General features: G+C 63.0%; 22 protein-coding genes. 19 read left to right on the top strand and 3 right to left on the bottom strand.

Annotation, left to right across the window (positions count from 1 at the left end; all coding sequences use genetic code 11):
* Positions 1–70 precede the first annotated feature (70 nt).
* The 4 genes from V8P77_RS21655 (at position 71) to V8P77_RS21640 (ending at position 2,803) form a co-directional block, all read left to right on the top strand.
* Positions 71–682 (top strand): glutathione S-transferase family protein, encoded by a 612-nt coding sequence (locus V8P77_RS21655; protein WP_335914186.1) that lies wholly within the window; start codon positions 71–73, stop codon positions 680–682.
* 61 nt (positions 683–743) lie between these two features.
* The gene (locus tag V8P77_RS21650; protein WP_335914240.1) at positions 744–1,676 is read left to right on the top strand and encodes a pyridoxamine 5'-phosphate oxidase family protein; all 933 of its coding nucleotides are present in this window, start codon (positions 744–746) and stop codon (positions 1,674–1,676) included.
* Positions 1,677–1,758: 82 nt separating this feature from the next.
* The gene (locus V8P77_RS21645) at positions 1,759–2,220 is read left to right on the top strand and encodes a nuclear transport factor 2 family protein (RefSeq protein ID WP_335914185.1); all 462 of its coding nucleotides are present in this window, start codon (positions 1,759–1,761) and stop codon (positions 2,218–2,220) included.
* 22 nt (positions 2,221–2,242) lie between these two features.
* Positions 2,243–2,803 (top strand): TetR/AcrR family transcriptional regulator, encoded by a 561-nt coding sequence (locus V8P77_RS21640; RefSeq protein WP_335914184.1) that lies wholly within the window; start codon positions 2,243–2,245, stop codon positions 2,801–2,803.
* 131 nt (positions 2,804–2,934) lie between these two features.
* On the opposite strand, the gene V8P77_RS21635 is transcribed toward V8P77_RS21640, so the two are convergent.
* Positions 2,935–3,066: a hypothetical protein gene (locus V8P77_RS21635; protein WP_257785305.1), complete on the bottom strand. Its 132-nt coding sequence runs from the start codon at positions 3,064–3,066 to the stop codon at positions 2,935–2,937.
* A 156-nt stretch (positions 3,067–3,222) separates the two neighbouring features.
* On the opposite strand from V8P77_RS21635, the gene V8P77_RS21630 reads away from it, so the two are divergent.
* Positions 3,223–3,927, top strand: coding sequence for a hypothetical protein (locus V8P77_RS21630; protein WP_335914183.1), 705 nt, complete (start codon positions 3,223–3,225; stop codon positions 3,925–3,927).
* Positions 3,928–3,977: 50 nt separating this feature from the next.
* Positions 3,978–4,283: a Dabb family protein gene (locus V8P77_RS21625; protein WP_335914182.1), complete on the top strand. Its 306-nt coding sequence runs from the start codon at positions 3,978–3,980 to the stop codon at positions 4,281–4,283.
* 240 nt (positions 4,284–4,523) lie between these two features.
* On the opposite strand, the gene V8P77_RS21620 is transcribed toward V8P77_RS21625, so the two are convergent.
* Positions 4,524–5,750, bottom strand: coding sequence for an MFS transporter (locus V8P77_RS21620; protein ID WP_335914181.1), 1,227 nt, complete (start codon positions 5,748–5,750; stop codon positions 4,524–4,526).
* A 373-nt stretch (positions 5,751–6,123) separates the two neighbouring features.
* Between V8P77_RS21620 and V8P77_RS21615 the strand changes: the two genes are divergently transcribed.
* The 13 genes from V8P77_RS21615 to V8P77_RS21555 all read left to right on the top strand — a co-directional run bounded on the left by V8P77_RS21615 (position 6,124) and on the right by V8P77_RS21555 (position 21,435).
* Complete coding sequence (locus V8P77_RS21615) at positions 6,124–6,372, top strand: hypothetical protein (RefSeq protein ID WP_020049234.1); 249 nt, start codon at positions 6,124–6,126, stop codon at positions 6,370–6,372.
* A 55-nt stretch (positions 6,373–6,427) separates the two neighbouring features.
* The gene (locus tag V8P77_RS21610) at positions 6,428–7,099 is read left to right on the top strand and encodes a response regulator transcription factor (protein WP_003546765.1); all 672 of its coding nucleotides are present in this window, start codon (positions 6,428–6,430) and stop codon (positions 7,097–7,099) included.
* Positions 7,089–8,492: an ATP-binding protein gene (locus tag V8P77_RS21605; RefSeq protein WP_335914180.1), complete on the top strand. Its 1,404-nt coding sequence runs from the start codon at positions 7,089–7,091 to the stop codon at positions 8,490–8,492. Before V8P77_RS21610 ends, V8P77_RS21605 begins: the two co-directional genes overlap by 11 nt.
* Positions 8,493–8,610: 118 nt before the next feature.
* Complete coding sequence (locus V8P77_RS21600) at positions 8,611–9,033, top strand: RT0821/Lpp0805 family surface protein (RefSeq protein ID WP_335914179.1); 423 nt, start codon at positions 8,611–8,613, stop codon at positions 9,031–9,033.
* 181 nt (positions 9,034–9,214) lie between these two features.
* Positions 9,215–10,435 (top strand): c-type cytochrome biogenesis protein CcmI, encoded by a 1,221-nt coding sequence (gene ccmI / locus V8P77_RS21595; protein ID WP_444965441.1) that lies wholly within the window; start codon positions 9,215–9,217, stop codon positions 10,433–10,435.
* Complete coding sequence (gene ccmE, locus V8P77_RS21590) at positions 10,432–10,944, top strand: cytochrome c maturation protein CcmE (protein WP_335914177.1); 513 nt, start codon at positions 10,432–10,434, stop codon at positions 10,942–10,944. The genes ccmI and ccmE overlap by 4 nt, the downstream gene beginning before the upstream one ends.
* Positions 10,941–12,929: a heme lyase CcmF/NrfE family subunit gene (locus tag V8P77_RS21585; protein WP_335914176.1), complete on the top strand. Its 1,989-nt coding sequence runs from the start codon at positions 10,941–10,943 to the stop codon at positions 12,927–12,929. Before ccmE ends, V8P77_RS21585 begins: the two co-directional genes overlap by 4 nt.
* Positions 12,930–13,108: 179 nt before the next feature.
* On the top strand, positions 13,109–13,570 hold the full coding sequence (locus V8P77_RS21580; RefSeq protein ID WP_025393867.1) for a cytochrome c-type biogenesis protein: 462 nt from the start codon (positions 13,109–13,111) through the stop codon (positions 13,568–13,570).
* A gap of 202 nt (positions 13,571–13,772) precedes the next feature.
* A complete protein-coding gene (locus tag V8P77_RS21575) occupies positions 13,773–15,365 on the top strand; it encodes a Do family serine endopeptidase (RefSeq protein WP_335914175.1) in 1,593 nt (530 codons plus the stop codon).
* A 67-nt stretch (positions 15,366–15,432) separates the two neighbouring features.
* Positions 15,433–16,188 carry a response regulator transcription factor gene (locus V8P77_RS21570; protein ID WP_017990850.1) on the top strand — a complete coding sequence of 252 codons (756 nt, stop codon included), beginning with the start codon at positions 15,433–15,435 and terminating at the stop codon, positions 16,186–16,188.
* The gene (locus V8P77_RS21565) at positions 16,185–17,594 is read left to right on the top strand and encodes a sensor histidine kinase (RefSeq protein ID WP_335914174.1); all 1,410 of its coding nucleotides are present in this window, start codon (positions 16,185–16,187) and stop codon (positions 17,592–17,594) included. Before V8P77_RS21570 ends, V8P77_RS21565 begins: the two co-directional genes overlap by 4 nt.
* A gap of 135 nt (positions 17,595–17,729) precedes the next feature.
* The gene (locus tag V8P77_RS21560) at positions 17,730–20,687 is read left to right on the top strand and encodes a bifunctional [glutamine synthetase] adenylyltransferase/[glutamine synthetase]-adenylyl-L-tyrosine phosphorylase (protein ID WP_335914173.1); all 2,958 of its coding nucleotides are present in this window, start codon (positions 17,730–17,732) and stop codon (positions 20,685–20,687) included.
* Positions 20,688–20,784: 97 nt separating this feature from the next.
* Positions 20,785–21,435 (top strand): glutathione S-transferase family protein, encoded by a 651-nt coding sequence (locus tag V8P77_RS21555; protein WP_335914172.1) that lies wholly within the window; start codon positions 20,785–20,787, stop codon positions 21,433–21,435.
* 187 nt (positions 21,436–21,622) lie between these two features.
* On the opposite strand, the gene V8P77_RS21550 is transcribed toward V8P77_RS21555, so the two are convergent.
* Positions 21,623–22,846 carry a cytochrome b/b6 domain-containing protein gene (locus V8P77_RS21550; protein WP_335914171.1) on the bottom strand — a complete coding sequence of 408 codons (1,224 nt, stop codon included), beginning with the start codon at positions 22,844–22,846 and terminating at the stop codon, positions 21,623–21,625.
* Positions 22,847–22,882 lie beyond the last annotated feature (36 nt).

The raw sequence follows: 22,882 nt of genomic DNA, 5'->3' as shown, positions 1-22,882 counted from the left end.
TATGCCGCAGATGGTTCGAAGCGGCCATCGCCAACCGCGTCCCATCGATTAGAAGACCAGAGGAACCATCATGAAACTCTACCATCACCCGCTTTCCGGCCATGCCCACCGGGCCCACCTGTTTCTGTCGCTGCTCGGCGTGTCCTATGAACTGGTCGAGGTCGATCTGGCGGCTGGCGCCCACAAGGCGCCGGACTTTCTGAAGCTCAATCCCTTTGGCCAGGTGCCGGTGCTCGACGACAATGGCACCGTCATTGCCGATTCCTCCGCCATCCTCGTCTATCTCGCGCGCAAATACGGCCGCACCGACTGGCTGCCGGAAGAGGCGGTGGCCGGGGCGCGGATACAGAAATGGCTCTCGGTTGCATCAGGCGAGATCGCCTATGGGCCATGTGCTGCGCGCCTAGTCACCGTCTTCGGCGCCGATTTCCGCACCGACGAGGTGATTGCCCGGGCGCACTGCATTCTTGCGCTGATCGAGGCGGAGCTCTCCGGTCGCAGCTTCCTGCTCGGCGACAATCCTGTGATCGCCGACGTGGCGCTCTACAGCTACATTGCCAATGCGCCGGAGGGCAATGTCGATATCTCGGCCTATCCAAGCGTTCGTGCCTGGCTTGCGCGCATCGAGGCGCTGCCGGGTTTCGTCGGCTTTCGCAAGACCAAGATCGGCCTTGCCGCGTGAGAAACCGCCGGGGCAGGGACGCTGCCCCGGTTCCCCAAGTGCTGCCCTGAAGGAGGCCGTGATACTGGAACAGACAAGACAGAACGCCGCATCGCCCTGGCATGCGGGCGAACTCGCCATGCAGCGCAGCGTCGGTGTCGCCGAACGCATGGACGGGCCGGGCCGTAATTTCGTCCGCAAGGCCATGCCGGAGCAGCACCGCGCCTTCTTTCCGATGCTGCCTTTCGTCGTGCTCGGCGCTGTCGATGCGAAGGGTGATGTCTGGGCAACGGTCAGGGCCGAGCGCCCTGGTTTCATGGCCTCGCCGGAGCCGGAGATTCTCGAGGTGCATCTGCCGCGCGACGCAGCCGATCCTGCCGATGCCGGCATGGAGGATGGTGACGCGATCGCGATGCTCGGGATCCAGCTCGAGAGCCGGCGGCGCAACCGGCTGAACGGCGTGATCCGCAGGACGGATGCTGGAGCATTCCAGGTGCGCGTCTGCCAGAGCTTCGGCAATTGTCCGCGGTATATCCAGCTTCGCTCTTCCGCCTTCGTCCGCGATCCCGATATGCCCACGACGATGGCACCCATTCATTCCGGCCAACTCGACGATCGGGCGCGACAGATGATGGAGGGCGCCGATACGTTTTTCGTCGCCTCTTATGTCGATCGTGACAATGGCGAGCGGCAGGTGGACGTGTCCCATCGCGGCGGCGATGCCGGCTTCGTGCGTGTCGGCGCCGACGGCGTGCTGACCGTTCCCGATTTTCCCGGCAATCGGTTCTTCAACACGCTGGGCAATTTCCTCGTCAACCCGAAGGCAGGGCTGGTCTTCATCGATTTCGAAACCGGCGACATGCTGCAAATGACGGGAAACGTCGAGGTGCTGCTGGATTCGCCCGAGGTCGCCGCCTTTCAACGGGCGGAACGGCTGTGGCGTTTCACGCCGGAAGAGATCGTGCTTCGCCCGGATGCCCTGCCGCTGCGGTGGAGCCTGCCTTCCGGCCTTTGATACCGTCTCGAAGCGGCTTGCCACTCATTGTACCGATCAGTACAATGATAACTGTTCAGTACAGGAACGCCCCGGAGAACCTATGTCCAGCCTCGTCCCGCCTTTCAACCTTGAGACTGCCACCCAGAAAGTCCGTCTTGCCGAGGACGGCTGGAACAGCCGTGATCCCGAGCGCGTCTCGCTCGTCTATACGCTGGACAGCCGCTGGCGGAACCGCGCCGAATTCATCACCGGCCGCGCCGAGATTGTCGCCTTCCTCACCCGCAAGTGGGCAAAGGAGCTGGATTACCGGCTGATCAAGGAGATCTGGGCCTTCACCGATCATCGCATCGCCGTGCGCTTCGCCTATGAATGGCACGATGACAGCGGCAACTGGATCCGCTCCTATGGCAACGAAAACTGGGAGTTCGACGCCGCCGGTTTGATGCAGCGCCGCTTCGCCTGCATTAACGACCTGCCGATCCGGGAATCGGAGCGCAAGTACCATTGGCCGCTCGGCCGCCGGCCGGACGAGCATCCCGGTCTGACCGAACTCGGCCTCTGATCAAGCCAAGGGAAGTTCGCGGGTGAAAACTGTCTACGAACGCGCCGACATCGTGCCGCTGCTCGCCGAAATCTTCCGCGAACTCGGCTATGAGGGCACGTCGCTCAGCCGCATCACCGAACGTACCGGCATCGGCAAGGGCAGCCTTTACCACTTCTTTCCCGGAGGCAAGGAGGAGATGGCGGGCGCCGTGCTCGCCGATGTCGATGCCTGGTTCGAACATGCGATCTATCAGCCGCTGAGAAAGGACGACGCCCGTGAGGCGATCGCGGCAATGTGGACGAATGTGAACGATTATTTCCGCTCCGGTCGCCGCATCTGCCTCGTCGGTGCCTTCGCGCTTGACGAGACCCGCGAGCGGTTTTCGGCAGAGATCGGCGATTATTTTATCCGCTGGATCGACGCCTTGCTGTCAGCGCTGATGCGGGCAGGCTGCTCTGAGGGGGAGGCGCAAACGCTCGCCGAGGAGGGCGTCGCGGGTATTCAGGGCGCGCTGGTGCTATCGCGTGCGCTGGACGACAGGGTGGTTTTCACCCGGTCCTTGGACACGCTGGCGAAACGGTTTGATTCTGTGATGCGATGAGGGGCGGTCAAACCGCTGGGACGTTTATTGTACCTATGAAAAAATTCACCCGGCCACGAGTGACTGGCCGGGGCATTGATCGGGCGCTGGGGCGGCGCTCGAGCTTCCATCGGTATTGCTTTGCGTCTATTTCAGCGTTGCTGTTGAGGCTGCTGGGCCGGGCGCGTATTTTCCCGTTCAGGGCGAACCTGGCGCCATTCGTTTTCCATCTGGTCGACGACATGCTGGGGAATGGTGGTTGGGGCATTGGCGGAGGTCTGCATCGGAAGTCTCCTCTTTTCGTGGTAAGGCTTCAGGGCAGGAAGATGCATTGCACAAGACAAAAGGCGTGTAAATCAGTGGCTTAAACACTTTAAACGATTAAATCGAATTTAATCGATTAAGATAGTTTTAACCTTGATATTTGAGGGAAGCGCGGAATGGTTGTCCACATGGACCGGGCATTCTTTTTCGATGTTGTGCGGCACGGACTCTTCAAGGGAGAGCTGACGCAGCCTCAGGTAGTGGGTATCACGGCGATCCTCGACGCCTGGGAAGAACGGTTTGCCGATGCCGACCGGCGGTGGCTCGCTTACATCCTCGCAACCGCTTACCACGAGACCGCTTATACGATGCAGCCGGTGCGTGAGACGCTGGCGGAAAGCGATGCGCGCGCGGTCGAGATCCTGGAGACGGCCTTTGCCGCAGGCCGGCTCTCCTGGGTGAAGACGCCCTACTGGCGGCCGGACGAGGATGGCTGCAGCTGGCTTGGCCGCGGCCTGGTGCAGCTGACCCATAAGCGGAACTATGAGGCGATGAGTGCGCTGACGGGGATCGACCTCGTTGCCCGACCCGACCGGGCGATGGAGATGGATGCGGCGGTGACGATCCTGATCGAGGGCATGCTGCAGGGCAGCTTTACCGGCCACAAGCTCGCCGATCATCTGAATGCAACGACCGCCGACTGGGTGAATGCGCGCCGCATCGTCAATGGCACCGACCGGGCGGAAAAGCTCGCCGCCTATGCCATGGTCTTCGATGCGGCGATACGTCCCGATGCGGCCCATGGCATGCTCGCGCGGTTGAAGGCCTGGGGCGCGCATGTTATCGCGCGGCTGACAGCTGGAGTGCGGCGCGTCCGATAGGGTGCGCCAAGGTCGCTCCATCATTTTATACATCTGACAGGAGCTTCCGCGTGATCCGTCATATCGTCTTCTTCACCGTGCAGGAGAAACATCTGCAGGAGGTGAGGGCCGGGCTTTCTATACTGACCGGCATTCCGCATGCGCGGCTGCTGGAAATCGGCACCAATGTGAAGACCGATCAGTTGGGCACCGAGATCGATCTCGTGGTCTATGGCGAATTCGACGACGAAGCGGCCCTTGCTGCTTACAAGGCGCATCCCGATTATCAGCTCTCGATCGATCGCGTGCGGCCGCTCCGGGAAAAGCGCATCGCCGCCGATTACGACAGCCGCACGGCGGTGACGCGGCCGCTCTGACTTGCGAAAGAGTTCGGCCACGCTGTATTCCATTGAAATTTCAAATGGATGAATGATTTTCCGGATTCGGATCGCTCTGAAGCTGGCTCAACTTCCGAACCACCGGACTCAACTTTCGAAAAAGCGGCGGCAAGCGATTCAAAAGATTCGTCAAAAGCGGCTGCTTGTTCATGGTCGGGTCGACCGCAGCGGTCGGCGCGGGTGGACGGAAAGCCGCTCTCGTCTATGCGTGGATGATAATCAAGACACATCAAGAATGGCTGATTCCGACGCACGGGCGCCGCGCACCAGCGCCATCAACATCAGCACGAAGATGAGCGACAATGCCGCCAGAACGGCGCAGGCGGCGAGCGCCGGCCCGGTGCCGGCGCGGTCGAGGATGGCGGTGAAGATGACAGGGGCGATGGCGTTGGCGAGGTTCTGCGGCAGCGACAGCCGGGCCGATTGCAGTCCGAATTCGCGCGGTGAGAACAGCGCCAGCGGCAGCAGCGCGCGGGCGACGGTCATGACGCCGGTGCCAAACCCGTAGAGCAGGACGAAGGTGACGAGCAGCGGCGTCGACGGGCTGGCGACCAGCATGATCAGGAAGCTCATCATCATCAGGCTGATCCCCATGACCGCGCTGAGCATGGAGTTGCCGCGCCGACCGAGCAGCATGTCGAGGAAGCGCGCGGAGATGCCGAGGACGCCGCGTGCCGAGCCGAGCTGCAGCGCAAAGGCCGGCGAAGCGCCGGACTGGCGGAAGATTTCGAGCAGTGATGGCGAGATGCCGAAGGTGACGAAGGTCGAGATCGTCGTCGCCGCGGCGATCAGCAGAAAGGCTTTGCGCTGCTTGGCCTTCGACAGCGGCACCGGAGCGATTTCGGCTGTGCCGCCGTCGACATGTGTTGCGATCGGCTTCGGCAGGGCGAAAAGATGCAGCGGCAGGCAGACGAAGAATTGCAGCGCCGCACAAACCACGAAGGTGAGGCGCCAGCCGACCGCCTCGTTGAGCAGGCTGAGGATCGGCCAGAAGATGGCGCTCGAAAGCCCGGTGAACAGCATCAGGATGGCGATGACGCGTTTGCCGTTCGCCCCTTCGCGCTCGACGACGGCGGTATAGGCCGGTGCCGAGAGGCCGAACGCGCCGCCGATGCCGATGATGATCCAGGCGCCGGCATAGAGCACGATGCCGTTTGCGGCAGCCAGCAGAAGCAGGCCAAGCGCAAAGGTCAGCGAGGAGGCCGAAAGTACCCGGGCAGCACCATAGCGGCCGAGCCAGCGGCCGGTTGCCGGACCAACGATGGCGCTGACTACCATCATGATCGTCAGGCCGGCAAACACCACCTCGTTCGGCAGGCCGAGATCGGGCGCCACGACGCGGCCCATGACTCCGAGCATGTCGAAAGTCGTGCCCCAGCCGATCAGCTGGGTAACGGCAAGGACGGTGACCGTCTGCGCCGAGCGGAAGCGGGAGAATTTTGGCATTGGTGCTGAAACGGTCTGAAAAGTGGGGCAGCAAGGACATAACAGTTTCAACCGGCCGGTGAAAGCTGCGGGCGGCGGAAATCGGAAGAGCGCGGCCGATTCGCAGACAAAGACTGTGTGTCGGTCCCGCCGGCTTTCCGCCTTTACCGGAGGTGATGAAGAATGCTTGGATACCAAGGCTGATGGTATCGTTTTTGGCCGCAACGGCGGCCGCCGGAGCTTGCTGCGGCGGCGGTTTACAGGCGCTGAAACCGGCTGCCCCGAACAGTCGAGAACAGTTCTAAACACCCTGCATTACAGCGCATTCATTTGCCATTCAGGTCGCGTGAGTACATATTCGGGGCAAGTTGGCATTACCTTGAAAGCATAACACATGGCCTTTCCTCTGAGCGTCGCAGCATTGGCCGCCGGACTGGTGGTATCGGCGCCCTCACCGGACGCCGCGGGCACTTTTGTCGTGCGTATCGGAGGCGATTGCAGCGCCGCCGCAGCCCAGGTCGTCGAGCAGACGGGCGGCCAGCTCCTGTCCGTGCAACCGGTGGGCGATACCTGCATCATCACCGTTCTCGTGTCCGGCAATGGCCAGCGTCCACGCAAAGTCACGGTAAAGGTTCCGATGTAGGCGGAATCGGCTTATTCAGGACATTGAACGATTTGAAGCGGACGAAGGCGAACCGATGCGCATCCTGGTAGTCGAAGACGACGTTAATCTGAACCGGCAGTTGGCCGACACGCTGAAGGAGGCGGGTTATGTCGTCGACCAGGCGTTCGACGGCGAGGAAGGCCATTTCCTCGGCGACACCGAGCCCTATGACGCCATCATCCTTGATATCGGCCTGCCGGAGATGGACGGGGTGACCGTTCTTGAAAAATGGCGCGGCGCCGGCCGCGGCGTGCCGGTGCTGATCCTGACGGCGCGCGACCGCTGGAGCGACAAGGTCGCCGGCATCGACGCCGGTGCCGACGACTACGTCACCAAGCCCTTCCATGTCGAGGAAGTGCTGGCCCGCATTCGGGCGCTGATCCGGCGCGCAGCCGGGCATTCCTCATCCGAGATCATCTGCGGGCCGGTGCGGCTCGATACCAAATCCTCGAAGGCGACGGTCAACGGCACGACGCTGAAGCTGACCTCGCACGAATATCGCCTGCTTTCCTATCTCATGCATCACATGGGCGAGGTCGTCTCGCGCACGGAACTGGTCGAGCATATGTACGACCAGGATTTCGACCGCGATTCCAACACGATCGAGGTCTTCGTCGGCCGGCTGCGCAAGAAAATGGGGGTCGACCTGATCGAAACGGTGCGCGGTCTCGGTTACCGTATCCAAGCGCCGAAACATGCGAATTAAGTCGCTCACCGCACGTGTGTTGCTGCTGACCACGGTCTGGTCGACGGTGGCGCTGGTGGTGATCGGTCTGCTGATCTCCACCCTCTACCGCAAGAGCGCCGAACGCGGTTTCCAGGATCTGTTGCGGGCGCAGCTCTATAACGTCATCAATTCGGTGACGATCGGCGATCAGGGTGCGCTCAGCGGCAGCCCGCAGCTCGGCGACCTGCGTTTTGCCCAGCCGAAGACCGGCTGGTACTGGGTGGTGGAGCCGCTCGGCACCTATACGACGGCACCGCTGGTCTCGCCTTCGCTCGGCTCGGCGCTCATTCCGGTTCCCTCCGTCGTCGAAGCGCCCTTTGACAAGAATTACGAGCGCTATTATCAGGTGACGGATGCTTCCGGGAACCGTGTGCAAGTGGCCGAAACCGAAGTGGTGCTCGATACCGACGGGCGCGCGGCGCGCTTCCGCGTCACCGGCAACGTCGATGTCGTCGAAGACGACGTGCGTACCTTTTCCCACAGCCTCTATCTGGCGCTCGCCGGTTTCGGCGTCGGCAGCCTGATCGTCAACGCGCTGGCGATTCTCTATGGCCTGAAGCCGCTCGACAAGGCACGCGCCGCGCTGGAGCGCATTCGCGCCGGCGAGAGCGAACAGCTGAAAGGCGACTTCCCGCGCGAAATCCTGCCGCTCGCCAACGAGGTGAACGCGCTGATCGACAGCAATCGCCGTATCGTCGAGCGGGCCCGCATGCAGGTCGGCAATCTCGCGCATTCGCTGAAGACGCCGATCGCCGTGCTCCTGAACGAGGCGCGCGTGCTCGAAAAATCCCATGGCGAGCTGGTGCGCAGCCAGGCGGAATCGATGCAGGGGCAGGTGCAGTCCTATCTCAATCGGGCGCGCATCGCCGCGCAGCGCGAATCCGTACTCGCCCGCACCGATGCCGAGCCGGCGCTTGAACGGCTGGTGCGCGTCATGCGCCGGCTGAACGTCGATACCGAATTCGATCTCGTCGTCTCGCCACCGCATCTGGCCGTCGCCATGGAGCAGCAGGATCTCGAGGAGACCGTCGGCAATCTTCTGGAAAATGCGGCGCGTTTTGCCAAAAGCAGGGTGCGGCTTTCGGCCGTCGAGGCCGGCGAGGATGTAAAGGGGGTGGAAGCGAGCGGGCGCCGCCACTGGGTGGAGCTCGCCGTCGAGGATGACGGGCCGGGCCTGGAGCCGGACCAGATCCGCGAGGCGCTGAAGCGCGGCCGCAGGCTCGACGAAAGCAAGCCCGGAACCGGGCTCGGCCTTTCGATCGTCACCGAGATTTCCAACGAGTACCAGGGACGGCTCGAGCTTTCCCGCGGTGAATGGGGCGGGCTGAAGGCCAAGCTTATCCTGCCCGGCGTCACAAAGGATGTTGCATGAGCAACTGCTTGATGTCACAAAGATACTGGCAAATGTATAGCATGCTTTGCCTTAATGCTGACACGGGGACGCTGCACTTCGATCGGCTGAAATTGACCCCTGATCGTGGTTCGACGCAATGATTTTACGCTCGCAAGGCATGATCGTTTCCGCTCTTCTCGTCGCCGTCGCGCTGTCCGGTTGCACGACGACGAAGAGTGCCGCTTCGCGCGGCATTTTTTCGAGCAAGCCCTCGGCATCGACCGCCTTCATCACCGCGTTGCAGGGCGGCATCATCGGCCGCAGCGGCGTGAGCTTGACCGACAGCGACAAGCAGCGGGCGCTCGAGGCGGAATATCGGGCTCTGGAAGGGGCTGCCGTCGGCCAGCCGATGCTCTGGACCGGCAAGGACGTCACCGGAAAGGTGGTGGCGGCTGCACCCTATCAGGTCGGTTCGCAGAACTGCCGGCAATATACCCACACGCTGACCGTCGACGGCAAGGACACGGTGGCGCGCGGCGCTGCCTGCCGCAACGACGACGGCAGCTGGTCGCCGCTCTGAATTGCGGCCAATAGAGCGCCGCGCGTCCGACAGGACGCGCCAAGGACGCTCTATCACTTTAAATGGCGCATAATCCTTCCGAAAATCGATTCCGATTCTCGGGGGTATGCGCTAGCCTCAAATCTTCGTCATTCCGGCTTTGGCAGTTGGAATGAAGGCGCGCTTCACGTATTTGGGCGACATGCTGTTCTGGATTCTCGTTGCCGTTATGACGGCAGCCCTCGCCGTTATCCTGCTCTACCCCCTTCTGCGCGGAGCGAAGGCGGCGGAGAATATCCGTGCGGGCGAGGCGGCGGTCTATCGCGACCAGTTGCGCGAACTGGACCGCGATCTCAATGGCGGGCTGATCACTCCGGAGGAGGCTGATTACGCCAGGGCGGAAATCGGCCGGCGGCTGATCGCCGTCTCTGCCGACGAGCCGGCCGAGACGCCGAAACTCGCACGGCATCACCATTTCACCGAGGCCTTCGTCCTCCTGGTCCTGCCGGTTCTCGGGCTCTGTCTTTATTTGACGACGGGCAGGCCGGACCTGCCCTCGCAGCCGCTGGAAGCGCGGCTGGAAAACCCTGGCAACGACGTGGCGGTGCTGATCACCAAGGCGGAACGGCACCTGGCTGAGAAGCCCGATGACGGCAAGGGCTGGGATGTGCTGGCGCCGATCTATTTCCGCACAATGCGCGTCAACGACGCGCAAGTGGCCTATCGCAATGCGATCCGGCTTCTCGGCCCGAGCCCTGTCCGGCTCGATGGTCTTGCCGAGACGCTGATGGCGGTCTCGGACGGCGTGGTGACGGAGGAGGCGCGGCAAGTGCTGGAGCAATCGCTGACGCTCGAACCCGACAATCCGCGTGCCCGCTTCTACATCGCCCTCAGCATGGAGCAGGCGGGACGGCTCGATGAGGCGCGCCAGGCTTTCGAGGCGCTGGCAAAACAATCGCCCGCCGATGCGCCCTGGCTGCCGCTGGTCAACGAGCATATCGCCATGAACGGCGGCGCGAAGTCAGGCGCCGATCCGGCTGCCCCGGGCGCCAATCCGGCTGCCCCGGGCGCCAATCCGGCTGCCCCGGGCGCCGGTCCGGCTGCCCCGGGCGCCGATCAGGCTGCCCCCGGCAATCCCACGCAGCAAGATGTGGCGGCGGCCGAGACTATGAGCGCCGGCGACCGGCAGCAGATGATCCGCGGCATGGTCGACAGCCTCGACGCCAAGCTCAGCGAGGATCCGAACAATTTCGAGGGATGGGTGCGGCTCGTCCGCTCTTATGCCGTATTGAACGACAAGGATCGCGCAGCCGGCGCCCTGAAGCGCGGGCTTGCGGCCTTTCCGCCGCCCGGCGAACAGGGCAGGCAATTGCTGGCGCTTGCCAGGGAACTCGGCATAGCCACGGAGGGAGCGACGCAATGACGCGCAAGCAGAAGCGCCTCGCGGTGATCGGCGGCGGCATGGGCTTCATCATCGCCGCCGTGCTGCTGGTCATGTTCGCCTTCAGCCAGTCGGTCGCCTATTTCTACATGCCGGCGGATCTCGCCAAGACGCCGGTGGCGCCGGAAACCCGCATCCGCCTCGGCGGGCTGGTCGGCGAGGGCAGCGTCGTGCGCGGCACCGGCTCGACGGTGGAATTTGCCGTCACCGACGGCAGCACCAATGCCGTGAAAGTCAAATATACCGGTATTCTCCCCGATCTCTTCCGCGAGGGCCAGGGCGTCGTCACCGAAGGCATGTTTGCCGCCGGGACGAACGTCTTCGTCGCCGATACCGTGCTTGCCAAGCATGACGAGACCTATATGCCGAAAGACGTGGCCGACAGGCTGAAATCCCAGGGGCTGTGGAAGGAAGGGCAAGGCCAGGAAGCTCAGGGCCAGGAAAACCCTGGGAAGCAAGCTCAGGGCCAGCAAGTGAAGGCGACGCCATGATCATCGAGATCGGTCATTACGCGCTGGTGCTGGCGCTTGCCACGGCGCTCGTGCTCTCCATCGTGCCGGTGATCGGAGCCCGTCGTCACGACCGGGCGATGATGGATGTGGCGACGATCGGCTCACTGGCGATGTTTGCGCTCGTGGCCTTCTCCTTCGGCGTGCTGACCTACGCCCATGTCGTCTCGGATTTCTCGGTCGAGAACGTCTGGGAGAATTCGCATTCGCTGGTGCCGTTGCTCTATAAATATTCCGGTGTCTGGGGCAATCACGAGGGATCGATGATGCTCTGGTTGTTGATCCTGACGCTGTTCAGCGCGCTGGTCGCTGTCTTCGGCCGCAATCTGCCGGAGACGCTGAAGGCCAACGTACTGGCCGTGCAGGCCTGGATTTCGGTCGCCTTCACGCTGTTCATCCTGTTGACCTCCAATCCCTTCCTCCGTCTCGATCCGGCGCCGGCCGAGGGCCGCGATCTCAACCCGGTTCTTCAGGATGTCGGCCTCGCGATCCACCCGCCGCTGCTCTATCTCGGTTATGTCGGTTTCTCCGTCTGCTTCTCCTTTGCCGTCGCTGCCCTCTTGGAAGGACGCATCGACGCCGCCTGGGCGCGCTGGGTGCGGCCCTGGACGCTGGCCGCCTGGACCTTTCTGACGCTTGGCATCGCCATGGGCTCCTACTGGGCCTATTACGAGCTCGGCTGGGGCGGCTGGTGGTTCTGGGACCCGGTGGAAAACGCCTCCTTCATGCCGTGGCTCGCCGGCACCGCACTGCTGCATTCGGCGCTCGTCATGGAAAAGCGCGAGGCGCTGAAGATCTGGACCGTGCTGCTCGCCATCCTCACCTTCTCGCTGTCGCTGATGGGCACCTTCCTGGTGCGCTCCGGCGTGCTGACCTCTGTGCATGCCTTTGCCAGCGACCCCTCCCGCGGCGTCTTCATCCTCTGCATCCTGCTGATCTTCATCGGCGGGGCGCTGTCGCTCTTTGCCTTCCGCGCGCCGAAGCTGTCGGCAGGCGGGCTGTTCGCGCCGATCTCGCGCGAGGGCGCGCTTGTCGTCAACAATCTGATCCTGACGGTCGCCTGCGGCACGGTGCTCACAGGCACGCTCTATCCGCTGCTGCTGGAAACTCTGACCGGCGATAAGATTTCCGTCGGAGCGCCCTTCTTCAACCTGACCTTCGGCCTGCTGATGGCGCCGCTGGTCGTCATCGTGCCCTTCGGGCCGATGCTCGCCTGGAAGCGCGGCGATCTGCTCGGGGCCCTGCAGCGGCTCTATGTCGTCGCAGGTCTGGCCTTCCTTGCCGCGGTGGCCTTCTTCTATATCGAACATGGCGGGCCGGTGCTTTCGGTGCTCGGCCTCGCTGCCGGGCTGTTCCTGATCCTCGGTGCGGTGGCCGATCTCTGGTACCGCGCCGGCATCGGCAAGGTCGCGGGCAGTCTCGCCTGGCGCCGGCTTTCCGGGCTGCCGCGTTCTGCCTTCGGCACCGCGCTCGCCCATGCCGGGCTCGGCGTCACCGTGCTCGGCATCGTCGCGGTCACGACGTTCGAGAGCGAGCATGTCATCGAGATGAAGCCGGGGCAGGTGACCGAGGCCGGCGGTTACAGCCTGCATTTCGACGGCATGCAGCCGGCGACCGGGCCGAACTATACCGAGGACCGCGGCCACTTCACCGTCCGGCGCGCCGGTGTCGCGGTTGCCGATACCTGGTCGGCCAAGCGCCTTTACACCGCCCGCCAGATGCCGACGACCGAGGCGGGCATACTGACCTTCGGGCTCAGCCAGCTCTATGTTTCCCTGGGTGACGCCACCAAGGACGGCGGCATCGTCGTGCGCATCTGGTGGAAGCCGTTCATTCTCTGCATCTGGGGCGGAGCGGTGTTCATGGCCTTCGGTGGCCTCGTCTCGCTCAGCGATCGGCGCCTGCGTGTCGGCGCCCCGCGCCGCAAGGCGAAGCCGGCAGCTCCCGCAATGGAGCCTGCGGAATGATGCGCTCACACCTTTTTTCCCCTTCTCCCCAGCGGGGAGAAGATGCCCGAAGGGCAGATGAGGGGGCCGAGCGGCAGAGCCGCGAGGAGCTTGAGCGCAAGCGAAAGATCGGTTGCGCCGCGAGGGGCCGCCCCCTCATCCGCCCTGCCGGGCCCCTTCTCCCCGAGGGGAGAAGGGGAATGCGGCTTCTCTCCCGGCTCCTCATCGTCCTTTTCGTTCTCTTTGCGCCCGTTTCCGCCTTCGCCGTCAATCCTGACGAGGTGCTGGCAGATCCGGCGCTCGAAGCGCGCGCCCGCGCCCTTTCGGCGGAACTGCGCTGCATGGTCTGCCAGAACCAGTCGATCGACGATTCCAACGCTGATCTGGCCAAGGATTTGCGCTTGCTGGTGCGCGAGCGCATCGCCGATGGCGATAGCGACGAGGCGGTGCTGACCTATATCGTCTCGCGCTACGGCGAGTTCGTGCTGTTGAAGCCGCGTGTCAGCATGAAGACGGTGCTGCTCTGGGGTGCGCCGGGGCTGCTGGTGCTCGCCGGAGGGCTGTCATTGCTCGTCTTTGCACGCAAGAGGGCCGGCAAGCCGACCGGCAGCAAGCTGACGGCCGATGAACAGGCGCGGCTGAGCGAGCTTCTGAAGAAATAATCGCCCAGGCTGAGCCGGTAGGCTGGCATTTCTGGCCGCCAGAGAAGCCGGCGGCACATTTGGCCGAAAGCAAACCTTGCAAACATTACGAACTTTTCATTGGCCGGACAGTTCGCAGTAAGGTGCGGCGTCCTATATCTTTAGTCATCGACTGATCCGGCGCCGCCGGTCTGAAGATCTAAGAACAAGAGAAGGTGCTCCAATGCTCAAGAATTTCAACGGACGTCCGTCCCTCGCTACTGTGCTCAAGGCTTCTACCGTCGCCGGTATCGCAGCCGCTGTGCTCGCAACCGGCGTTCCGCTCGAAATCACCCGGTCTTATGCCGAAGCTGTCAAGATCCAGGCGCCTGCCGTTCCGAGCTTCGCCAATGTCGTCGACGCCGTTTCGCCGGCCGTCGTTTCCGTCCGGGTCGAAAACCGCGTCAACCCCGTCGCCGACAACAATGACGGCTTCTCCTTCGATTTCAATGGCCGTGGCTTCGACGACCTTCCCGACGATCATCCGCTGAAGCGGTTCTTCAAGCAGTTCGGCCAGGATCCGAATGATCCGCAGGGCCATTCCAGGCGCTTCGGCCAGAACGGCCCGAACGGCGGTCCGAATGGTCCGGGCGGCAAGGGTCGCCTCCGCCCCGTCGCCCAGGGCTCCGGCTTCTTCATCTCCGAGGACGGCTATATCGTCACCAACAACCACGTCGTTTCCGATGGCCAGGCCTTCGTCGCTGTCACGAATGACGGCACCGAACTCGATGCCAAGCTGATCGGCAAGGATCCGCGCACCGACCTCGCCGTGCTGAAGGTCGACGGCAAGGGCAAGAAGTTCACCTACGTCAACTGGGCCGACGACAACAACGTCCGCGTCGGCGACTGGGTCGTTGCCGTCGGCAACCCCTTCGGCCTCGGCGGCACGGTCACAGCCGGCATCGTCTCGGCCCGCGGCCGCGATATCGGCTCCGGTCCTTATGACGATTACCTGCAGGTGGATGCCGCCGTGAACCGCGGCAACTCCGGCGGTCCGACCTTCAACCTCAGCGGCGAAGTCGTCGGCATCAACACCGCGATCTTCTCGCCGTCGGGCGGCAGCGTCGGCATCGCCTTCGCCATCCCCGCCTCGACCGCCAGGGACGTCGTTGCCGACCTGATGAAGGACGGCCAGGTCTCGCGTGGCTGGCTGGGTGTGCAGATCCAGCCGGTGACCAAGGATATCGCTGAATCCATCGGTCTCTCCGAGCCGAGCGGCGCCCTCGTGGTTGCCCCGCAGGCCGGTTCGCCGGGTGACAAGGCCGGCATGAAAGCCGGCGACGTCGTCACCGCTCTGAACGGTGAGACGATCAAGGATGCGCGTGATCTCAGCCGCCGCATCGGCGCGATGCAGCCGGGCAGCAAGGTCGAGCTTTCGGTCTGGCGCGCCGGCAAGGCCCAGCCTCTCACCGTCGAACTCGGTACGCTGCCGATCGACCAGAAGGATGCGTCCGCCGATGACAACAGCCAGCCGCAGCAGCCTGAGGCACCGGCTTCCGAAAAGGCGCTTGCCGATCTCGGCCTGACGGTTGGCCCGTCTGACGATGGCAAGGGCCTGGCGATAACAGGCATCGATCCGGACTCCGACGCTGCCGACAAGGGCATCAAGGAAGGCGAAAAGATCACTTCGGTCAACAACCAGGAGGTCGCCAGCCCCGACGATGTCGTCAGGGTGCTGAACCAGGCCAAGAAGGACGGGCGCACCCGCGCGCTCTTCCAGATCCAGTCCAATGAAGGAAGCCGTTTCGTCGCGCTTCCGATCAACGGCCAGGGCTGATGCCTCAAGACAACTTGGAGCCGTGCGGACGAAACTCCGCGCGGCTCGATTCTTCTGACCTTGAAGGATGATCGCCATGAGCGCCGCCCCGCAGGAAGATGCTTTGAGCCTTGCCGAAACGCAGCCGGCGGGTAATGTCGGCCGCATGAAGATTCTCATCATCGAAGATGATCTCGAAGCCGCGGTCTACCTCACGAAAGCCTTTCGCGAGGCGGGCATCGTCGCCGATCACGCCAGCGACGGCGAGAGCGGCCTGTTCATGGGGTCGGAAAATACCTACGACGTGATCGTCATCGACCGCATGCTGCCGCGCCGGGACGGGCTTTCCGTCATCAGCGAGTTGCGCCGCAAGGCCATCCATACGCCGGTCCTCATCCTCTCGGCGCTCGGCCAGGTCGATGACCGCGTGACCGGTCTTCGTGCCGGCGGCGACGATTACCTGCCGAAGCCCTATGCCTTCAGCGAGTTGCTGGCACGCGTCGAGGTGCTCGGCCGCCGCAAGGGCACGCCGGATCAGGACGTCGTCTATCGCGTCGGCGATCTCGAACTCGACCGGCTCTCCCACGAGGTGCGCCGCGGCGGCAAGGAGATCCCGCTGCAGCCGCGCGAATTCCGCCTGCTGGAATATCTGATGAAGAATGCCGGCCAGGTGGTGACCCGCACCATGCTGCTCGAAAATGTCTGGGACTATCACTTCGACCCGCAGACAAACGTCATCGACGTCCATGTCTCGCGACTGCGCTCGAAGATCGAAAAGGACTACAGCCAGCCGCTCCTGAAGACCATTCGCGGCGCGGGGTACATGATCAAGGATGAGGGATGAGCCGTTTCAAGGTTCTCTTCAAGTCCACCGCAGTCCGCCTTTCGGCACTCTATATCCTGCTTTTCGCCATCTGTGCCGCGACGCTCGTCTTCTATGTGACGGCAATGTCGGAAAGGCTGCTGTCGGGCCAGATTCGCGACGCCGTCAGGCAGGAGGTGGAGCAGGTGCAGCGCGCCTATGACACCGGCGGCATGAACCTTCTGCTGCGCATGATGGAGCGGCGTGCCCGCCAGCCGGGCGCCAACCTCTACATCATCGCCGGTCCCTCAGGCGATATTCTCGCCGGCAACGTCGCCTCGGTGCAGCCGGGGGTCTTCGAGGAGATCGGCTGGACCTCCGCGCCCTTCGGCTACCAGCGTTATACCGACAGCGGCATCGAGCGCCGCCACAAGGCGATTGCCAATATCTTCGTTCTCGACAATGGCCTCAGAATCCTGATCGGCCGCGACCTTGGCGACCCCGAGCGTTTCCGTCTGCTGGTGCGCCAGGCGCTGATGGTTGCCTTGGCGATCATGGGGCTCGGCGCCATCATCATCTGGTTCGCCATCGGCCGCAACGCGCTGAAACGCATCGACCGCATGTCGGATGCGAGCAAGAAGATCATGGCCGGAGACCTGTCGCAGCGCCTGCCTGTGGGCGGATCCGGCGATGAATTCGACCGCTTGTCGATATCGTTGAACACCATGCTGGAGCGCATCGAGAAGCTGAACGAGGGCCTGCGGCAGGTCTCCGACAACATCGCCCACGATCTCAAGACGCCGCTGACGCGGCTGCGCAACAAGGCGGCCGATGCGCTGGACATCGGTGACGGCGTGGCGCGGCGCGCAGCCCTCGAAGGCATCATTTCCGAATCGGACCAGCTGATCCGCACCTTCAACGCGCTGTTGATGATCTCCCGCGTCGAGGCCGGATCGGTCGCTGCCGAGATGTCGCCGGTAGAGCTTTCGGCCATCGTCGCCGACAGCGCCGAGCTTTATGAACCGGCGGCGGAGGAGGCGGGGCTCGGCCTCACCTCAAGCATCGAACCGGATGTCGAGGTGCAGGGCAATCGAGAGCTGATCGGTCAGGCGATCTTCAATCTGCTCGACAATGCCATCAAATATTCCTCCGATACGGAAGGGGTGGGCAAGGTATTGCTGAAGCTCTCCCGCCGCCCGGATGGCATCTGCCTTTCGGTGGTCGACCACGGGCCGGGCGTTCCGGCCGACCGTCGCGACGACGTGGTGAAGCGCTTCGTCCGCCTCGATGAAAGCCGGTCGAAGCCGGGAACGGGGCTCGGGCTTTCGCTGGTGGAAGCGGTGATGGAGCTGCACAACGGCCGGTTGGAACTTTCCGATACCGATCCCGACAATCCCGAAAAGCGCGGATTGACCGTCAGCATGATCTTCCCGGCCAAGGCTGCTTGAGCTTTTTCCGCCGAAATACGATCGGTTGAATCGTATGTTGGCGGTTTGCCGCCAAGACCCTAGTTTAATGCCGGTCGAAGGAGGCGTTCCCGCGATTCTGCGTGGTCGTTCCTAGGCACTAAAGCAGGAGAGCGCATGCTGACGAAATCGACGCATGGCCTGAAGGATGTGGCCGAAGGGTTGTTGCGTCCGCTGAACCAGACGGAGTTGAAGCTGGCGCTGGCCGACCTTCAGGAGGCCGGCAGGAGCGAGCCGTCGGTGGCTGCGATGCTGAAGACGGAAGGTCCGCTTCGCGATTTCATTGCGGCCGTGCTGACGCTGTCACCTTATCTGCGCGAAATCGTCAATCTCGACCCCACCATCCTCGCCGGCGCCATCACCCAACCGTTGGAGCCGCAGATCGAGGCGTTGGTCGCCGAGGCGCGGGGCTGCTGGCGGCCAGATGGCGAGGGGGCTGCACCTGCCGAATCCGTGGTGATGAGCAGGCTGCGCATCATCAAACGCAAGGTGGCCTTCCTCGTCGCACTCGCCGATCTTGCGCGCATCTTCGACGGGCGGGCGACGACGGCGTGGCTGAGCGAGCTCGCCGAAGCATCGGTTGCCGCCGCCATCGATCATCTGCTGCTGGCGGCACATGAGAGTGGAAAGCTCAGGCTGCGGGATCTGGCGGCACCGAGCGACGGCTCCGGGCTAATCGTGCTCGGCATGGGCAAACTCGGCGCATCTGAACTCAACTATTCCTCCGATATCGACCTGGTCGTCTTCTTCGACGAACAGGCAGGCATCGTGCCCGACCCGGATGATGCGATCGAGGTCTTCCCGAGGATGATGCGCCGTCTGGTGCGCATCCTGCAGGAGCGGACAGCCGATGGCTACGTCTTCCGCACCGATCTCAGATTGCGTCCCGATCCCGGCTCGACGCCGCTGGCGATCCCGGTCGATGCGGCGATGATCTATTACGAGGGCAGGGGCCAGAACTGGGAGCGGGCAGCCTTCATCAAGGCGCGCGCCGTTGCCGGCGACCTCAAGGCTGGCGGCGATTTCCTGCGCGGGCTCGCCCCTTTCGTCTTCCGCAAATATCTGGATTACGCGGCGATTGCCGATATCCATTCGATCAAGCGGCAGATCCATGCGCATAAGGGCCACGGCGCCATCGCGGTCAAGGGCCATAACGTCAAGCTCGGCCGCGGCGGCATTCGCGAGATCGAATTCTTCGTCCAGACGCAGCAGCTGATCGCCGGCGGCCGCATGCCGGCCTTGCGCGGCCGGTCGACGGAGGAGACGCTCGGTGAACTCACCAAGGCGAAATGGATCGATGCGGAAACCCGTGACGAACTGACGGAGGCCTACTGGTTCCTGCGCGATGTCGAGCATCGCATCCAGATGGTGCGCGACGAGCAGACCCACCTGTTGCCGGAAACGGATGCCGACCTGAAACGCATCGCCTTCATGACGGGCTTTTCCGACACGCCGAGCTTCTCCGAACGGCTGGTCGGCGTGCTGAAGACGGTCGAGCGGCGTTATGCTCACCTCTTCGAACAGGAGAGCAGGCTTTCCACCGACACCGGAAATCTCGTCTTCACCGGCCAGGGCGACGACCCCGATACGCTGGAGACGCTGAAGAAACTCGGCTTCAACAGACCTTCCGATATTTCCCGCATCATCCGCACCTGGCACTACGGCCGCTACCGGGCGACGCAATCGGTCGAGGCGCGTGAAAGGCTGACGGAACTGGCGCCGCAGCTCCTGCGGGTCTTCGGCGAAAGCAAGCGCGCCGACGAGGCGCTGCTGCGCTTCGACAGCTTCATCTCCGGCCTTCCCTCCGGCATCCAGCTGTTCTCGCTGCTCGGCAGCAACCCGGCGCTGTTGTCGCTGATCGTCAACATCATGTCCTCCGCACCCCGGCTTGCCGAGGTGATTGCTGCCAGGCCGCATGTCTTCGACGGCATGCTCGATCCCGGCCTGATGGCCGAGCTGCCGACGCGCGATTATCTCGGCGAACGGCTGAAGGGCTCGCTTGCCCAGGCCCGCCACTATGAAGAGGTGCTCGACCGGCTGCGCATCTTCGCCGCCGAGCAGCGCTTCCTGATCGGCATCCGCCTGCTGACCGGCGCGATCAACGGCGTGATGGCCGCACGCGCCTTCACCCATCTCGCCGATCTCATCATTGCGGCGGCACTCGATGCCGTGGTCGGCGAGATGCGGGCAGCACACGGCGACTATCCCGGCGGGCGCATCGCCATCGCCGGCATGGGCAAGCTCGGCAGCTTCGAGCTGACGGCCGGTTCCGACATCGATCTGATCCTGCTCTATGATTATGATGACACGGCCTCCGAATCCGACGGGCCGAAGCCGCTCGATGCGACGCGTTACTTCACCCGCATCACCCAGAGGCTGATGGCCGCCTTGTCGGCGCCGACCGCCGAAGGTGTGCTCTATGACGTCGACATGCGGCTGCGCCCATCCGGCAACAAGGGGCCTGTCGCCACCCGCATCAATGCCTTCGGCAAGTATCAGCGCGAAGAGGCATGGACCTGGGAACATATGGCACTCAGCCGCGCCCGGCTGATTTGCGGCAATGAGAGCCTGATCGCCGAGGCGGAACTTATCGTCCGCGAGGTGCTGTCGGCCGATCGCGATATTGCCAAGGTGGCGCATGATGTCGCCGAGATGCGCGAACTGATCGACAAGGAAAAGCCGCCCTCCGGCCCGTGGGACCTGAAGCTAATTCCCGGCGGCGTCATCGATCTCGAATTCATCGCCCAGTATCTGGCGCTGATCGCACCGACCAGGGGCGTCGGCATTGCCGTCAATGGGATGAGCACCGGCGAGGCCCTGAAAGTGCTTGGCGACCCGCTGATGGCGAAGTCCGATCTCGACATATGTCTCGAGGCCTTCACGCTTTATACCGGCCTTTCGCAACTGATCCGCCTCTCCATCGACGGCCTGTTCGATCCGAAGGATGCGCCGGCGGGCCTCGTCGAACTCGTCTGCCGCGCCGGCGACTGCCCTGACATCAAGACACTGGAAGCGGAGGTGAAGCGGCTGTCGAAAGCGGCTCGGAAAATATTCCTGAATGTCGTGAAAGCCTGATCTCACATCAGATGGAACGACCGCGAGGATTATCTCGAGCGCCTGTCGGATTCTCGTTTAGTCAGCCGTCTTCAGGACAAAGCTATGGAGAACACCAATGACGGTTACCATTACCGCCTTTGAACGGTCGCCCGATCGCGGCAGGGGTCTGGCGCGTGACATGCGCGTTCGCTGGGCGCTCGAAGAAGTGGGCCAGCCTTACGACGTTCGTCTTGTTTCGTTCAAGACGATGAGAGAACCCGCCCATCTCGCACTGCAGCCTTTCGGGCAGATCCCGACCTATGAAGAAGGCGATCTCGCACTGTTCGAGTCCGGAGCGATCGTCTTTCATATCGGCGAGCGCCATGCGGGCCTATTGCCGGACGATGCGAATGCCAGGGCACGCGCGCTCACATGGATGTTTGCCGCGCTCAACACCGTGGAACCGCCGATCTTCGACCGCGCTCTCGTCACGATCCTCGAGCGCGATAAGCCTTGGTACGATCAGCGCCTTTCCGGCCTTGAGGTCAGCATCCGAAAACGGCTGGGCGATCTTTCCCGTCGCCTTGGCGATGCCGACTGGCTCGACGGTGCGTTCAGCGCCGGCGACTTGCTGATGGTGACGGTGCTTCTCAGATTGAAAGGATCAGGCATACTGGAGGAATATCCGAACCTCTCCGCCTATGTCGCCCGGGCCGAAGCGCGGCCGGCATACAAGCGTGCTTTCGCGGCTCAATTGGCGGTTTTCACCGCCGCATCGAACGGCTGACGAAGGTCGGCTCTGGTCGTGACCCTGGATCGCCGAGACCGCTTGCCAAATAAAATGGAGCGGCAAGGTCTCTGTATAACTTCCAGACCTTGCCGCGGCTGTTCTTCGGGATAATAGTGCTTCAGAATGAGTAGTGGCGCTCCAACGTCTGCACCGTGATCCAGCGCAAATCCAACGACTTTCCGGCTTAGCTCATCGGCCCGGACGGCGTCGCTTCGAGCTTGAAGGTTACGCGGATGACCTTGTCGAGCCATTCACCCTTTCCGTCATTCTGACGGCCAAGTCCAAGGGCCAGACGATCCAGCTCCGCCGTGCCGGCAACGATGGCCCGTCCCGCTCCGTCGCGCTGCATCGTAAACGGGACCGACACAGGCACCGTCACACCGCGGACAAGGGCATAGCCCTTGCCGAAATAGGCCTCGCCCGCCGTTTCGAAATGGTCGAGCACAACCTCCACCAGCGGATGGGTGGCCGTCTGCAGGCCGTCGTCGCCGCCGATATTGGGCCTGACGAATGAATTATCGAAATCGATGGAGGCGGCATCTATGGCAATCCGCGCCTTGGCGGCGCCAAGATTGTCCGGATCGAATTCGATGAATGCGTCCCATTTTCCGATCGTGCCGGCAGTCGGCGTTCCGGAAAAATTGATCGTGTAGGTCAGTGCAGACTTCGTTTTATCGATCACCCAGCCGGATGGCGATGCTTCAGTCGATCCAAGGTCCGCGGCATTGACGGATGCAGTGCCGCCCGTTCTGGAGATCAACAGTCCGCCGCCGATAAAGCACAGTGCCAGAACGACGGAGACCAGCACGCCGATTGCGGAGGAGGGCATCCGGCGCAGCCAGCCGACAGGTATCATTCGCGAAAAGGAGGGCATCCGGTCGATCACCGAATGCTTGAGCGCGCCGGCCACATGCAGAACCAGAAGCAACCCGAAACCATAGGCCAGAATGACATGCGCATTCTCGGACGCGGCCTCAACCGTTGCGCGCATCCAGACCGGAATGGGCAGATGTGGCCAGACCAGGGCATCGGAGAGAAACAGAAGGGTGGGAATCCCTGTAGAGGACGCCGACACCAGCAGCCAGCCGGTCAAAGGCACGACCAGCATCAGCGCATAGAACAGTGCATGGACGATGCCGGCCGCGACCTGTTCCGCCCGTCTCATCGGCGCATGCGCGGGCGGCGTGTGGAACAGGCGCCAGGCGATGCGGGCGATCGTCAAGGTTAGGACCGCGATGCCGAACGTCTTGTGCCACTGGAACATCGCAAAACGCAGCGTATCTGGAACGCTCTCCACGCGGCTCATCAGAAAACCCATGGCAAGCTGGGTCAGGATGAGCGCACCGATGAGCCAGTGCAGGATCATTGCACCCATGCTGTAGGCCCGGACCGAATGTGTAGCTGACATGGGTGACTTCCAGTGGTCTCAATGGGAACGCAAAAG

The sequence above is a fragment of the Rhizobium aouanii genome, assembly GCF_037002925.1.
Classification (GTDB): domain Bacteria; phylum Pseudomonadota; class Alphaproteobacteria; order Rhizobiales; family Rhizobiaceae; genus Rhizobium; species Rhizobium aouanii.
The sequence above is the reverse complement of the archived record's forward strand: the minus strand, read 5'-3'. Positions and strand labels throughout refer to the sequence as shown.

What these genes read in the sequence shown, in the direction of transcription:
- V8P77_RS21580 (WP_025393867.1), top strand. Translation starts at nt 13,109, where the DNA reads ATGCGGCTTCTCTCCCGGCTCCTCATCGTCCTTTTCGTTCTCTTTGCG.
- V8P77_RS21635 (WP_257785305.1), bottom strand. Translation starts at nt 3,066, where the DNA reads ATGCAGACCTCCGCCAATGCCCCAACCACCATTCCCCAGCATGTCGTC.
- V8P77_RS21615 (WP_020049234.1), top strand. Translation starts at nt 6,124, where the DNA reads ATGGCCTTTCCTCTGAGCGTCGCAGCATTGGCCGCCGGACTGGTGGTA.
- V8P77_RS21565 (WP_335914174.1), top strand. Translation starts at nt 16,185, where the DNA reads ATGAGCCGTTTCAAGGTTCTCTTCAAGTCCACCGCAGTCCGCCTTTCG.
- V8P77_RS21555 (WP_335914172.1), top strand. Translation starts at nt 20,785, where the DNA reads ATGACGGTTACCATTACCGCCTTTGAACGGTCGCCCGATCGCGGCAGG.
- ccmE (WP_335914177.1), top strand. Translation starts at nt 10,432, where the DNA reads ATGACGCGCAAGCAGAAGCGCCTCGCGGTGATCGGCGGCGGCATGGGC.
- V8P77_RS21560 (WP_335914173.1), top strand. Translation starts at nt 17,730, where the DNA reads ATGCTGACGAAATCGACGCATGGCCTGAAGGATGTGGCCGAAGGGTTG.
- V8P77_RS21570 (WP_017990850.1), top strand. Translation starts at nt 15,433, where the DNA reads ATGATCGCCATGAGCGCCGCCCCGCAGGAAGATGCTTTGAGCCTTGCC.
- V8P77_RS21630 (WP_335914183.1), top strand. Translation starts at nt 3,223, where the DNA reads ATGGTTGTCCACATGGACCGGGCATTCTTTTTCGATGTTGTGCGGCAC.
- V8P77_RS21645 (WP_335914185.1), top strand. Translation starts at nt 1,759, where the DNA reads ATGTCCAGCCTCGTCCCGCCTTTCAACCTTGAGACTGCCACCCAGAAA.
- V8P77_RS21575 (WP_335914175.1), top strand. Translation starts at nt 13,773, where the DNA reads ATGCTCAAGAATTTCAACGGACGTCCGTCCCTCGCTACTGTGCTCAAG.
- V8P77_RS21610 (WP_003546765.1), top strand. Translation starts at nt 6,428, where the DNA reads ATGCGCATCCTGGTAGTCGAAGACGACGTTAATCTGAACCGGCAGTTG.
- V8P77_RS21585 (WP_335914176.1), top strand. Translation starts at nt 10,941, where the DNA reads ATGATCATCGAGATCGGTCATTACGCGCTGGTGCTGGCGCTTGCCACG.
- V8P77_RS21655 (WP_335914186.1), top strand. Translation starts at nt 71, where the DNA reads ATGAAACTCTACCATCACCCGCTTTCCGGCCATGCCCACCGGGCCCAC.
- ccmI (WP_444965441.1), top strand. Translation starts at nt 9,215, where the DNA reads ATGCTGTTCTGGATTCTCGTTGCCGTTATGACGGCAGCCCTCGCCGTT.
- V8P77_RS21620 (WP_335914181.1), bottom strand. Translation starts at nt 5,750, where the DNA reads ATGCCAAAATTCTCCCGCTTCCGCTCGGCGCAGACGGTCACCGTCCTT.
- V8P77_RS21605 (WP_335914180.1), top strand. Translation starts at nt 7,089, where the DNA reads ATGCGAATTAAGTCGCTCACCGCACGTGTGTTGCTGCTGACCACGGTC.
- V8P77_RS21550 (WP_335914171.1), bottom strand. Translation starts at nt 22,846, where the DNA reads ATGTCAGCTACACATTCGGTCCGGGCCTACAGCATGGGTGCAATGATC.
- V8P77_RS21600 (WP_335914179.1), top strand. Translation starts at nt 8,611, where the DNA reads ATGATTTTACGCTCGCAAGGCATGATCGTTTCCGCTCTTCTCGTCGCC.